Raw genomic sequence first — 13,620 nt, 5'->3', positions numbered from 1 at the left:
AAAAAAATACAGGAGAATGTAGATGCCTACAATTAACCAATTGGTTCGCAAACCGCGTAAATCAAAAGTAGAAAAATCTAAATCACCAGCTTTGAACGTTGGTTACAACAGTCATAAAAAAGTTCAAACAAACGTTTCTTCACCACAAAAACGTGGTGTTGCAACTCGTGTTGGAACAATGACACCTAAAAAACCGAACTCTGCCCTTCGTAAATTCGCTCGTGTACGTTTGAGCAACTTGATCGAAGTTACTGCCTACATCCCAGGTATCGGACACAACTTGCAAGAGCACAGCGTGGTGCTTCTTCGCGGTGGACGTGTAAAAGACCTTCCAGGGGTACGTTACCATATCGTCCGTGGTGCACTTGATACTGCAGGTGTTAACGATCGTAAACAAGGCCGTTCTAAATACGGTACTAAACGTCCAAAAGCATAAGGAAAGGGGATAAAGAGAAATGAGTCGTAAAAATAGAGCTCCAAAGCGCGATGTATTGCCAGATCCGCTTTACAATTCACAACTAGTTACTCGTCTTATCAACCGCGTTATGCTTGATGGTAAACGTGGTACAGCAGCTTCAATCGTTTACGGTGCTTTTGAGCAAATCAAAGAAGCTACTGGAAATGACGCGCTTGAAGTATTTGAAACAGCAATGGAAAACATCATGCCTGTACTTGAAGTACGTGCACGTCGTGTTGGTGGATCAAACTACCAAGTCCCAGTTGAAGTTCGTCCAGAACGTCGTACAACACTTGGACTTCGTTGGTTGGTAACCATCGCTCGTCAACGTGGTGAGCACACAATGGTTGACCGCCTTGCTAAAGAAATCTTGGATGCTGCAAACAACACTGGTGCAGCAGTTAAGAAACGTGAAGACACTCACCGTATGGCTGAAGCTAACCGTGCCTTCGCACACTTCCGCTGGTAAGATCAAGATACTGAGGGCGTTAAAAAAGCGACTGAAAATTAGGAAGCTTGACGAAGAATCAAAGATTCTAGGAAAGCTTATCTATTTTCCGAGCTTTTAGCCCGAGTTCAATTAAGATACCAAGAGCGCAAAAGGCCCAAGGCAAAAATAGGAAACTGATACAGTGTTCCATGAACACAAGGCAGTTTATCTTTTTTGCGCCGGGCCTCGCTCGGGTTCAAATCGGCTAACTAACTTTAGCCTGGGTTCAATTGAGCTCAAATCAGCTAAACCAAACAGAATAAACAATGAGAACGGGTAGGTCCTGCCTATCCGTTTTTGTTAAATCATGTTATAATAGTATAGAAATAAAAAATATAGGAGAACAAAACCTCATGGCACGCGAATTTTCACTTGAAAAAACTCGTAATATCGGTATCATGGCCCACGTCGATGCTGGTAAAACAACTACAACTGAGCGTATCCTTTACTACACTGGTAAAATTCACAAAATCGGTGAAACTCACGAAGGTGCGTCACAAATGGACTGGATGGAGCAAGAGCAAGAACGTGGTATCACCATCACATCTGCTGCGACAACCGCTCAATGGAAAGACACTCGTGTTAACATCATCGACACACCAGGACACGTGGACTTCACGATCGAAGTACAACGTTCACTCCGCGTTTTGGACGGTGCTGTAACGGTTCTTGACTCACAATCAGGTGTTGAGCCTCAAACAGAAACAGTTTGGCGTCAAGCAACTGAATACCGTGTTCCTCGTATCGTATTTGCGAACAAGATGGATAAAATCGGTGCTGACTTCCTTTACTCAGTAAGCACACTTCATGATCGTCTTCAAGCAAACGCACACCCAATTCAATTGCCAATCGGTTCGGAAGATGACTTCCGTGGAATCATCGACTTGATCAAGATGAAAGCTGAAATCTACACCAACGACCTTGGTACAGACATTCTTGAAGAAGATATCCCAGCTGAATACCTTGACCAAGCTCAAGAATACCGTGAAAAATTGGTTGAAGCAGTTGCTGAAACTGATGAAGACTTGATGATGAAATACCTTGAAGGTGAAGAAATCACTAACGAAGAATTGAAGGCTGCTATCCGTAAAGCAACTATCAATGTTGAATTCTTCCCAGTATTGTGTGGTTCTGCCTTCAAGAACAAAGGGGTTCAATTGATGTTGGATGCAGTCCTTGACTACCTTCCAAGCCCACTTGATATCCCAGCGATTAAAGGTATCAACCCAGATACAGACGAACAAGAAGAACGTCCAGCATCTGATGAAGCACCATTTGCTGCGCTTGCCTTCAAGATCATGACTGACCCATTCGTAGGTCGTTTGACATTCTTCCGTGTGTACTCAGGTGTCTTGAACTCTGGATCTTACGTATTGAACACATCTAAAGGTAAACGTGAACGTATCGGACGTATCCTTCAAATGCACGCCAACACTCGTATGGAAATCGAAACAGTTTACTCTGGAGATATCGCAGCTGCTGTTGGTTTGAAAGATACAACAACTGGTGACTCATTGACTGATGAGAAAGCAAAAGTTATCCTTGAGTCAATCGAAGTTCCAGAACCAGTTATCCAATTGATGGTTGAGCCAAAATCTAAAGCAGACCAAGATAAGATGGGTATTGCCCTTCAAAAATTGGCTGAAGAAGATCCAACATTCCGCGTTGAAACAAACCCTGAAACTGGTGAAACAGTTATCTCTGGTATGGGTGAGTTGCACTTGGATGTCCTTGTTGACCGTATGAAACGTGAATTCAAGGTTGAAGCAAACGTTGGTGCTCCTCAAGTATCTTACCGTGAAACATTCCGCGCTTCTACACAAGCACGTGGATTCTTCAAACGTCAATCTGGTGGTAAAGGTCAGTTTGGTGATGTTTGGATCGAATTTACTCCAAACGAAGAAGGTAAAGGATTCGAGTTCGAAAATGCGATCGTCGGTGGTGTGGTTCCACGTGAATTCATCCCTGCAGTAGAAAAAGGACTTCAAGAATCTATGGCTAACGGTGTACTTGCTGGCTACCCAATGGTTGACGTAAAAGCGAAGCTTTACGATGGATCATACCACGATGTCGACTCATCTGAAACTGCCTTCAAGATCGCTGCATCTCTTGCTCTTAAAGAAGCAGCTAAATCAGCACAACCAGCTATTCTTGAACCAATGATGCTTGTAACTATCACAGTTCCTGAAGAAAACCTTGGGGATGTTATGGGTCACGTAACTGCTCGTCGTGGACGTGTAGACGGTATGGAAGCACACGGTGCAAGCCAAATCGTTCGTGCTTATGTACCACTTGCTGAAATGTTCGGTTACGCTACTGTCCTTCGTTCTGCAACTCAAGGACGTGGTACTTTCATGATGGTATTTGACCACTACGAAGATGTACCGAAATCAGTACAAGAAGAAATCATTAAAAAAGCTAAAGGTGAAGCATAATTTTACCGTCTAGCTAAAAGCTTTCCTCCTATGAGGAAAGCTTTTTTGATTCGAAAAGAGCTTTAGACCTCTTCCTCATAAGAGATAGTGAAAATGAATATGAAAGTTTGTGTAATATTTCTAATCCTAATGAAATCAGTTGCATTTTAGGGGAAGAAAGTATATAATAATATTGTTGAAAGATGATTTGTAACCTATCAAGTTACTCTTTTCACATAAAAAATTTTTTGATTTTCATAAGGAGGAAATCACGAATGGTAGTTAAAGTTGGTATTAACGGTTTCGGTCGTATCGGTCGTCTTGCTTTCCGTCGTATCCAAAACGTAGAAGGTGTTGAAGTTACTCGCATCAACGACCTTACAGATCCAGTTATGCTTGCACACTTGTTGAAATATGACACAACTCAAGGTCGTTTCGATGGTACTGTGGAAGTTAAAGAAGGTGGATTCGAAGTTAACGGTAAATTCGTTAAAGTTTCTGCTGAACGTGATCCAGAACAAATCGACTGGGCTAACGACGGTGTAGAAATCGTTCTTGAAGCAACTGGTTTCTTTGCTAAGAAAGAAGCTGCTGAAAAACACTTGCACCCAGGTGGAGCTAAGAAAGTTGTTATCACTGCTCCTGGTGGAAATGACGTTAAAACAGTTGTATTTAACACTAACCACGACATTCTTGATGGTACTGAAACAGTTATCTCTGGTGCTTCATGTACTACAAACTGCTTGGCTCCAATGGCTAAAGCTCTTCAAGATAACTTCGGTGTTGTAGAAGGATTGATGACTACTATCCACGCTTACACTGGTGACCAAATGATCCTTGACGGACCACACCGTGGTGGTGACCTTCGTCGTGCTCGCGCTGGTGCAGCTAACATCGTTCCTAACTCAACTGGTGCTGCTAAAGCTATCGGTCTTGTAATCCCAGAATTGAACGGTAAATTGGACGGATCTGCACAACGCGTTCCAACTCCAACTGGATCAGTTACTGAATTGGTTGCAGTTCTTGAAAAGAACGTTACTGTTGATGAAGTAAATGCAGCTATGAAAGCAGCAGCTAACGAATCATACGGTTACACAGAAGATCCAATCGTATCTTCAGATATCGTAGGTATGGCTTACGGTTCATTGTTTGACGCAACTCAAACTAAAGTTCTTGACGTTGACGGTAAACAATTGGTTAAAGTTGTTTCATGGTATGACAACGAAATGTCTTACACTGCACAACTTGTTCGTACTCTTGAATACTTCGCAAAAATTGCTAAATAATTCATCTGTATGATGAGAGGAGGGTAACCTCCTCTTTTTTTGTACTTTTTTTAGACCTTCCTCATCATATTATAGGACTTGCCAAAATGGATTGACAGTGTTAACTGGATTCGGTATCCTATTCTTGATTGGAGATTTCTAATACAAAGAAATGAAAGCGATTACAAGTCGTAGAGGAAGGAGCCAATGGAAATCGCTCAAGAAAAAGAAAAAATCCATTTGAGGAGGTCAAGATGAAAGGTCATCAATTTGAAAAACAACAACGTTTTAGTATCCGAAAGTTTAGTGTGGGAGTTTGTTCTGCATTGATTGGATTGGCATTTTTAGGAACGGGGGCAGTCTCAGCAGATGAGACGCATGCGACTAAAGAACAACCCTTAGAAGCTTCCACAGCAAATACGGAAGATGTCAATCGTTTGATCAGAGAAGCGGGAGTCTACACTGCAGATGCTGCTTTGCCAACTGGAGAAACAGCAAAACCAGTTGAGGAGGCAACTCCAGCTACGACAGAGGCTAGTCCTGCAACTCCAGAAGCTAGCCCGACGGCAGATACTCCAGCCGTTTCAGCGACGGAACAACCAAAAGTAGCTGCAGAAAAAGTGGAAGATTTACCAACCAATGAAGAAAAACAATTAAGACCAAAAGAGGTCAAATTTGATACTTGGGATGATTTGTTGAAATGGGAACCTGGTAAACGAGTAGATGATGATTTGAACCGAGCAAGTGTTCCCCTAGCTAGCCGTTTTCAAGGGAAGCAAATCAACGAGCAAGCCAACCCAGATGCAAAGATCCAAGCCCTTTCTAACATGAACTCAAAGGCTAAGGATCATGCTTCCGTCGGTGGGGAAGAGTTTAAGGCTTATGCTTTTGACTACTGGCAATATTTGGATTCTATGGTCTTTTGGGAAGGACTTGTCCCTTCAGCAGACGTGATTGATGCGGCTCACCGAAATGGGGTTCCTATTTATGGAACACTCTTTTACAACTGGTCTAGTAGCATTAAGGATCAAGAACGCTTTGCAGAAACCTTGAAAGAAGATAGTGAAGGCTCAAAAACCTTCCCGATTGCTCGGAAATTGGTGGATTTAGCGAAGTACTATGGTTTTGATGGCTACTTTATCAACCAAGAAACAACAGGGAACTTAGTAGAGCCTTTGGGGCCAAAATTAAGAGATTTCCTTCTTTATACTAAGGAGTATGCGAAGAGCATCAACTATCCGATTAAGTATTCCTGGTATGATGCTATGACCTATGAATATGGTCGCTACCATGAAAATGCACTGGGTGAGTACAACTACAATTTCATGCAGCCTGAAAATGGGGAAAATCCAGTTGATACCTTCTTTGCCAACTTTAACTGGGGCAAATCAGAAGTTGATTATTCCATCAGTACAGCCAAATGGATTAACCGCAATCCTTATGATGTTCTAGCTGGACTCGAGCTCCAAAAAGGAGGCTCTTATAAGACCAATGTGGACTGGAATGCGATTTTAGATGATCATGGCAAGTTGCGTCTATCTCTTGGGCTTTATGCACCTGATACCATTACAGGTCTAGGAAAGACAGGAGAAGGTTACCATACCCATGAAGATCTATTCTGGACTGGTTTCCAAGGGGATCCAACCAAAGGAAAACCAGCAGACCAATCTTGGTACGGGATGTCCAATCTAGTAGTGGATAAAACTCCAATTACAAGTGCTGATTTCAATACGTCCTTTAATACAGGCCACGGCAAACATTGGTTTGTGGATGGCAAGATTTCTAAAGAAGGGGAGTGGAACTACCGTTCTGTTTCTGGCTACCTTCCAACATGGCGCTGGTGGGTAGAGCATAGTGAAGATAGTACGCCATTGAAAGGGCGTTATGATTTTGATCAAGCCTACAATGGAGGGAACTCTTTAACCTTTGAAGGGGATTTGAAAGCTAATAGCAGTCAAAATGTTATGCTCTATTCTACTAAGATTCCTGTGACAGAAACGACAAAATTAAGTGTGTCTCACAAGGGTGGGGTCGGGGCTGCTGCTTGGGTAGCTGTTGCCACAAAAGAAGACTACTCTGAATACGAATGGAAGGAATTGACACCGAGTGCGGATTGGTCTACTCAAACCTTTGATTTGGGAGGCTTGGCGGGTAAGACTATTTATGCCGTTAAGATGTTCTTTGATCATGATGCAGATGTCAAAGATTACAAGTTCAACCTCGGTCAATTGTCGATAACGTCCAACCAAGAAAAACCAGTAGCCCCATCTGAAGTGACTGTTCGGGCAAAACGCCTGCAAAATGCCCAGGAAGCGGAGGCTGTCCTTAATTTTAAAGGGGTTGCGGACGCAGATTATTATGAAGTCTATGAAAAAGACGGCGACAACTGGCGTCTCTTAACAGGGTCTTCTGCGACAACCGTCTATCTACCAAAAGTTAGCCGTTCAGCAAGTGCTGAAGGAACGACTCAGGACCTCAAGGTTGTGGCAGTTGGGAAGAACGGCCAACGTTCAGATGCAGGAACTGTGGCCTTTGATTGGGGTATGACCGTGTCAGATACCAGTCTTCCAAAAGCCCTTGCACCAAACGTGGTGATTGGAGCCAAAGTCATTGGTTCGAGCTTCCCAGATGCGGATGGTAGTGAAGGCATCGAAGGTATGTTAAATGGTACCATTACCAGTCTTTCAGATAAATGGTCTTCTGCTCAATTGAGTGGAACCGTCGATATTCGCTTGACACAACCACGGACCATTGTTCGTTGGGTCATGGACCATGCCGGTGCGGGTGGAGAATCTGTCGACGATGGAAAGATGAATACCCGTGACTTCGACCTTTACTACAAGGATGAAGCGGGTGAATGGAAGCTCGCTAAGGAAGTTCGTGGCAATAAAGCCCATGTGTCCGACATTACACTCGACCGTCCAATCAAGGCTCAAGAATGGCGTCTCCATGTCATTACGGCAGATAACGGAACCCCATGGCAAGCCATCCGGATTTACAACTGGAAGATGTATGAAAGTCTGGATACGGAAACGGTCAACATCCCAATGAAACATGCTGCGGCGCAAAACTTAGGCAATCATTTTGTCCAAGTCGGCTTCAAAGATGTTCCGGCCAATACCACATTGACTCTTTATGCCGATAAAGAAGCGACTAGCCCAATTGCGACCATGACAGCCAATCAAGCTGGAAATCTGATCTTTAAACCACTGGCTTTTGAATCAACCCCATCTCTTCTCTACTATCGTGCGCAAGAACCTGGCAAAGATATCAGTAATGTTCTAGCGATCGAAGTTCCAAAAAATGATAAAGAAATTGCGGGACTTCAATTTGAAGATGGTTTGACCAAGAAGGTTTACCGGGAAGGGGATGCTCTTTCCTTGAAAGGGGCGACTCTCCGTGTTCATTATAAAGATGGCCAAGCAGATCAACTGGTCAACCTCACCAACTCAGGTGTAGAGATTCATGGATTTGACAGTAGCAAGCTTGGAGAACAACACCTAGAAGTTTCTTACCTTGGTCAGAAATTGGATAAGACTCTCACTGTTTTTGTGGTCAGTGCAGAGGAAGCAGGTGAAAAAGCAGTTGCTGGTCTAGAATTGACCGACAAACCAAAAGTAGAATATATCGTCGGAGAAGCATTTGAAAAAGAAGGCGGACGCTTTACAGTTGTCTTTGATGATGAAACAACCGAAACGCACGCCTTGACCGATGAAGGTGTGGAAGTAACTGGCTTTGATGCAACCAAGGAAGGCCGTCAAACCATCACCGTCCATTACAAAGGAGCTAGCACAAGCTTTGATGTCCTCGTCAATCCAAAACCAGCTCTCAATGATGAATACCTTAAGCAAAAATTAGCTGAAGCTGAAGCTGCAAAAGCCAAAGTAGACTTTACATTTGCCAGTCCTGAAGTCAAAGAAGCCTTGTTGGCTGGAATGGCTGCTTCTGAAAAAGTCTTGAAAGAGCATGATACCAGCACACAAGATCAAGTCAATGAGCAGTTGAATCAATTGACCGCTCTCTTGAAAGCCTTGGATGGACAAGCTAATCTAGTCAAAGAGAAAGACGCTCTTTCTGCTCTGACAGAGGAAGCGACTGCTCTATTAGCAAGCAAGCCAAATCACCCTTCTGGTGACGCTTTACAGGCACTGGTTGAGAAAAATAAAGAACTCCTAGACTCTTCAGAACTCACTCCTGAAGCGCTCGCAACCGCAAAAACAGGTTTAGAAACCTTGATTGCGCTCCTGAAAGAAGATAAGCCGGCTGTCTTTGTAGACCCTGCGACTGGAGTCGAAGTTCAATTCTCTAACTTGGAGCCTACTGCTATTAAGGGACTAAAAGTCGCGAAAGTTGAAGCCAATCAGGCAGAAAAAGAAGAGCTGAAGGGACGAGAAGCGACTATCTTTGATATCGAAGGAGTCGATGCAAGTGGTCAGGATGTCGATACCCAGCATCCATCCCTTGTGAAAATCCCTGTGGATAAGGATAAAGAAGTGGAGCAAGTTCTCTTCTTCCCAGAAAGTCAAGCACCTCAATCCTTGGCCTTTGAGAGAGTTGGAGATGTAGTCATCTTTACCGCTCCTCACTTTACCCACTATGCGATTGTCTATAAGACACCAAGTCCAGTCTTACCAGATCAACCGATCCAACCAGAGGAACCTGCTAAACCTGATCAGCCTGTTCAACCAGAGGAACCTGCTAAACCTGATCAGCCTGTTCAACCAGAGGAGCCTACTAAACCGGATCAACCAGCGATACCAGATCAACCAGTTCAGCCGGAGAATCCAACAAAACCAGAACAACCGGATGGCAATCAACCGACACCAGAACAAGTGAATCCGACGAAACCAACTGATCCATTGAATCAAAAGGAAAACGGATCAGACCTTCTGGATCAACGAGTTCAACAAGTTTTGAATCGCTATTTAACACCATCTAAAGCAGGAACTTCTCAACAAGATCAAGCTAGCAAAGATACTGACAAGGAATTGCCAACAACGGCAAGTTTAGAGGCTACGTTTGCAGCAGAAGCTGTTCTCCTAGCAGCGCTTGGTGGCTTCCTCTTAGCTGGCAAGAAGAAAGAAGAGTAACTTTTTAAGCGTCTTTAAATGTTAAATTCAATCGTAAACCTCCTTTGTAAAAAACAAGGGAGGTTTTATAATGCAGATTCTAATCAAGGAGCAGGACTCCAGACTTGCTAATAAGAGGTAGAAATCCACTATTTTTCTACCTCTTTTACAGCTTTTGTGATATAATTATCATGTATTAAAAATAGAAGGAGTCATATCCAATGGCAAAATTGACTGTTAAAGACGTTGACTTGAAAGGGAAAAAAGTTCTCGTTCGTGTTGACTTCAACGTACCTGTAAAAGATGGCGTGATCACTAACGACAACCGTATCACTGCTGCTCTTCCAACAATCAAGTACATCCTTGAACAAGGTGGACGTGCAATCCTCTTCTCTCACCTTGGACGTGTGAAAGAAGAAGCAGACAAAGAAGGTAAATCACTTGCTCCTGTAGCGGCTGACTTGGCTGCTAAATTGGGTCAAGACGTTGCTTTCCTTCCAGGTGTTACTCGTGGTGCTGAATTGGAAGCAGCGATTAACGCTCTTGAAGATGGACAAGTTCTTTTGGTTGAAAACACTCGTTTCGAAGATGTTGACGGCAAGAAAGAATCTAAAAACGATCCTGAACTTGGTAAATACTGGGCATCACTTGGAGATGGTATCTTCGTAAACGATGCATTCGGTACAGCTCACCGTGCACACGCATCTAACGTTGGTATCTCAGCAAACGTTGAAAAAGCTGTTGCTGGATTCCTTCTTGAAAACGAAATTGCTTACATCCAAGAAGCAGTTGAAGCTCCAGAACGTCCATTCGTAGCCATCCTTGGTGGTTCAAAAGTTTCAGACAAGATCGGTGTGATCGAAAACTTGCTTGAAAAAGCTGATAAAGTTCTTATCGGTGGTGGTATGACTTACACATTCTACAAAGCTCAAGGTATCGAAATCGGTAACTCACTTGTAGAAGAAGACAAATCGGATGTCGCTAAAGCTCTTCTTGAAAAAGCAAACGGCAAATTGATCTTGCCAGTTGACTCAAAAGAAGCAAACGCATTTGCTGACTACACTGAAGTGAAAGACACTGAAGGTGAAGCAGTAGACCCAGGTTTCCTTGGTTTGGATATCGGTCCTAAATCTATCGCTAAATTCGACGAAGCTTTGACTGGTGCGAAAACAGTTGTATGGAACGGACCTATGGGTGTATTTGAAAACCCTGACTTCCAAGCTGGTACAATCGGTGTGATGGATGCTATCGTAAAACAACCAGGTGTTAAATCAATCATCGGTGGTGGTGACTCAGCTGCCGCAGCGATCAACCTTGGACGTGCAGACAAGTTCTCATGGATCTCTACTGGTGGTGGAGCTTCAATGGAACTTCTTGAAGGTAAAGTTCTTCCAGGACTTGCAGCCTTGACTGAAAAATAAGACGGTTCCTCATGAACCATAGAAGAAGCACCGAAAGGTGCTTTTTCTATTGGATGTGAGTAGAAGGAAGCTAGTTGATCTTCATTTCCCCGCTTGAACCTTTCTAGAAATATGTTAGAATAAAAGAGATAGAAAGATAGGGGACAATGGATTACTTTAAACGACATAAATTTGACCGTTCCAAATTTCGATTAGGAATGCGAACCTTCAAAACAGGGATAGCCGTTTTTCTGGTTCTATTGATTTTTGGTATCTTTGGCTGGCGGGGCTTGCAGATTGGGGCGCTGACAGCTGTCTTTAGTTTGAGAGAAGATTTTGATAAGAGTGTTCACTTCGGAGCTTCGCGCGTGATGGGTAACAGCATCGGTGGTTTTTATGCCCTGCTGTTCTTTATGATCAAGATTCTCTTCCACAATGCTTTTTGGGTGACCCTGATTTTTGTGCCCATTGCGACCATGTTAACCATAATGACAAACGTCGCTATGAACAACAAAGCTGGAATCATCGGTGGAGTTTCAGCCATGTTGATCATCACCCTCTCCATTCCGACAGGAGAAACGTTCCTATATGTTTTTGCCCGCATCTTTGAAACCTTTATCGGAGTCTTCGTTGCGATTTTAGTCAATTCAGATGTGGATCGGATTCGGGACTTTATAAAAGAAAGAAAAAAAACCATGTGAGATTATGTGACATTTTAATCTTGACATCGGTTTTTTTTGCGTTATAATAGAATAGAAAGGGGGTCTTGTATGAAAGAAAAGGAATTAAGACGAACGTTAGCGGTCTTTCCGATTGGTAGTGTTATGAAATTGACAGATTTAACAGCTCGTCAAATTCGCTACTACGAAGATCAACAACTCATTACTCCAGATCGAACAGAGGGCAATCGTCGGATGTTTTCTCTCAACGATATGGATCGCCTGTTGGAAATTAAGGATTATTTATCTGAAGGCCTTAATATTGCAGGAATTAAAAAACGGATTGCTGAGAAAGAAGCTCAACGTCAAGCTGCCAAGATTGTCAGTGAAAAGGATGTCCGTAAGGCCCTTCACCGTGACATTCTCCAGCAAAGTCGCTTTCATACAACCTCATCGCCATATGGTCAGTTACGCTGATCATTCTTTTTGCTAAATGCTATACTCATAAGGAGACACACATGTCAATTACTGTTGAAGATATTCGTCGCGAAGTCAAAGAAAAAAATGTAACCTTTATTCGGTTGATGTTCTCAGATATCTTAGGGACCATGAAAAACGTTGAAATTCCAGCGACAGATGAACAGTTGGAAAAGGTTCTCTCAAACAAGGCCATGTTTGATGGATCTTCTATCGAAGGGTTTGTTCGGATTAATGAGTCTGATATGTATCTCTATCCAGACTTGGACTCTTGGACGGTTTTCCCTTGGGGAGATGAGAACGGTAGTGTCGCAGGCTTGATTTGTGATGTCTATACAACAGAAGGGGAACCCTTTGCAGGAGACCCACGTGGGAACCTCAAACGTGCCCTTCGTCACATGGAAGAAGTTGGCTTCAAATCTTTCAACCTTGGACCAGAGCCAGAGTTCTTCCTCTTTAAGCTCGATGAAAATGGGGATCCAACTCTTGAAGTGAATGACAAGGGTGGCTATTTTGATTTGGCGCCTACAGACCTTGCTGATAACACTCGCCGTGAGATCGTCAATGTCTTGACTCAAATGGGATTTGAAGTAGAAGCCAGTCACCACGAAGTGGCCGTAGGTCAGCATGAAATTGACTTTAAGTACGATGAAGTGCTTCGTGCTTGTGACAAGATTCAAATCTTTAAACTCGTTGTCAAAACCATTGCTCGCAAACATGGTTTGTATGCAACCTTTATGGCTAAACCAAAATTTGGGATTGCTGGTTCCGGGATGCACTGCAATATGTCCTTGTTCGACGCTGAAGGAAACAATGCCTTCTTTGATCCAAATGATCCAAAAGGAATGCAGTTGTCAGAAACAGCTTATCACTTCCTTGGCGGTTTGATCAAGCACGCCTACAACTACACAGCCATCATGAACCCAACCGTTAACTCCTACAAACGTTTGGTTCCAGGTTATGAAGCACCTGTTTACATCGCTTGGGCTGGCCGCAACCGTTCACCATTGGTTCGTGTACCAGCTTCACGCGGTATGGGAACACGCCTTGAGTTGCGCTCAGTAGACCCAATGGCCAACCCTTATATTGCAATGGCTGTTCTCTTGGAAGTTGGTTTGCACGGGATTGAGAACAAAATCGAAGCACCAGCTCCTATCGAAGAAAACATCTACATCATGACTGCAGAAGAGCGTAAAGAAGCTGGAATCACTGACCTCCCATCTACCCTTCACAATGCTTTGAAAGCCTTGACCGAAGACGAAGTTGTTAAGGATGCTCTTGGTGAACATATCTATACCAGCTTCTTGGAAGCCAAACGGATCGAGTGGGCAAGCTATGCAACCTTTGTTTCACAATGGGAAATTGATAACTACTTGGACTTGTACTAAG

9 protein-coding genes are annotated in these 13,620 nt (G+C 43.3%); all 9 read left to right on the top strand.

Annotation, left to right across the window (positions count from 1 at the left end; genetic code table 11):
* The first annotated feature begins 22 nt into the window (after nucleotides 1-22).
* The 9 genes from rpsL (at nucleotide 23) to glnA (ending at nucleotide 13,619) form a co-directional block, all read left to right on the top strand.
* On the top strand, nucleotides 23-436 hold the full coding sequence (gene rpsL, locus I2C87_RS05600; RefSeq protein WP_001142332.1) for a 30S ribosomal protein S12: 414 nt from the start codon (nucleotides 23-25) through the stop codon (nucleotides 434-436).
* Nucleotides 437-455: 19 nt separating this feature from the next.
* Nucleotides 456-926, top strand: coding sequence for a 30S ribosomal protein S7 (gene rpsG, locus I2C87_RS05595; protein WP_003003105.1), 471 nt, complete (start codon nucleotides 456-458; stop codon nucleotides 924-926).
* 374 nt (nucleotides 927-1,300) lie between these two features.
* On the top strand, nucleotides 1,301-3,382 hold the full coding sequence (gene fusA / locus I2C87_RS05590; protein ID WP_048690854.1) for an elongation factor G: 2,082 nt from the start codon (nucleotides 1,301-1,303) through the stop codon (nucleotides 3,380-3,382).
* 254 nt (nucleotides 3,383-3,636) lie between these two features.
* A complete protein-coding gene (gap, locus tag I2C87_RS05585; RefSeq protein ID WP_006595530.1) occupies nucleotides 3,637-4,647 on the top strand; it encodes a type I glyceraldehyde-3-phosphate dehydrogenase in 1,011 nt (336 codons plus the stop codon).
* A gap of 233 nt (nucleotides 4,648-4,880) precedes the next feature.
* Nucleotides 4,881-9,716, top strand: coding sequence for an endo-beta-N-acetylglucosaminidase (locus tag I2C87_RS05580; protein WP_195324188.1), 4,836 nt, complete (start codon nucleotides 4,881-4,883; stop codon nucleotides 9,714-9,716).
* Between the two features lie 200 nt (nucleotides 9,717-9,916).
* The gene (locus tag I2C87_RS05575) at nucleotides 9,917-11,116 is read left to right on the top strand and encodes a phosphoglycerate kinase (RefSeq protein WP_195324187.1); all 1,200 of its coding nucleotides are present in this window, start codon (nucleotides 9,917-9,919) and stop codon (nucleotides 11,114-11,116) included.
* A 146-nt stretch (nucleotides 11,117-11,262) separates the two neighbouring features.
* The gene (locus I2C87_RS05570) at nucleotides 11,263-11,796 is read left to right on the top strand and encodes an FUSC family protein (RefSeq protein WP_048690848.1); all 534 of its coding nucleotides are present in this window, start codon (nucleotides 11,263-11,265) and stop codon (nucleotides 11,794-11,796) included.
* Nucleotides 11,797-11,865: 69 nt separating this feature from the next.
* Entirely contained in the window at nucleotides 11,866-12,231 is a 366-nt protein-coding gene (locus I2C87_RS05565) for a MerR family transcriptional regulator (protein WP_048715733.1), read from the top strand.
* Nucleotides 12,232-12,272: 41 nt separating this feature from the next.
* Nucleotides 12,273-13,619 (top strand): type I glutamate--ammonia ligase, encoded by a 1,347-nt coding sequence (gene glnA / locus I2C87_RS05560; protein ID WP_006595535.1) that lies wholly within the window; start codon nucleotides 12,273-12,275, stop codon nucleotides 13,617-13,619.
* Nucleotide 13,620 lies beyond the last annotated feature (1 nt).

The sequence above is a fragment of the Streptococcus sp. 1001283B150225_161107_H12 genome, from assembly GCF_015552665.1.
Taxonomy (GTDB): Bacteria; Bacillota; Bacilli; order Lactobacillales; family Streptococcaceae; genus Streptococcus.
The sequence above is the reverse complement of the archived record's forward strand: the minus strand, read 5'-3'. Positions and strand labels throughout refer to the sequence as shown.

Excerpts from the sequence above, each read along its gene's own strand:
- gap (WP_006595530.1), top strand. The coding sequence starts at position 3,637 with ATGGTAGTTAAAGTTGGTATTAACGGTTTCGGTCGTATCGGTCGTCTT.
- I2C87_RS05575 (WP_195324187.1), top strand. The coding sequence starts at position 9,917 with ATGGCAAAATTGACTGTTAAAGACGTTGACTTGAAAGGGAAAAAAGTT.
- rpsL (WP_001142332.1), top strand. The coding sequence starts at position 23 with ATGCCTACAATTAACCAATTGGTTCGCAAACCGCGTAAATCAAAAGTA.
- glnA (WP_006595535.1), top strand. The coding sequence starts at position 12,273 with ATGTCAATTACTGTTGAAGATATTCGTCGCGAAGTCAAAGAAAAAAAT.
- fusA (WP_048690854.1), top strand. The coding sequence starts at position 1,301 with ATGGCACGCGAATTTTCACTTGAAAAAACTCGTAATATCGGTATCATG.
- I2C87_RS05565 (WP_048715733.1), top strand. The coding sequence starts at position 11,866 with ATGAAAGAAAAGGAATTAAGACGAACGTTAGCGGTCTTTCCGATTGGT.
- rpsG (WP_003003105.1), top strand. The coding sequence starts at position 456 with ATGAGTCGTAAAAATAGAGCTCCAAAGCGCGATGTATTGCCAGATCCG.
- I2C87_RS05580 (WP_195324188.1), top strand. The coding sequence starts at position 4,881 with ATGAAAGGTCATCAATTTGAAAAACAACAACGTTTTAGTATCCGAAAG.
- I2C87_RS05570 (WP_048690848.1), top strand. The coding sequence starts at position 11,263 with ATGGATTACTTTAAACGACATAAATTTGACCGTTCCAAATTTCGATTA.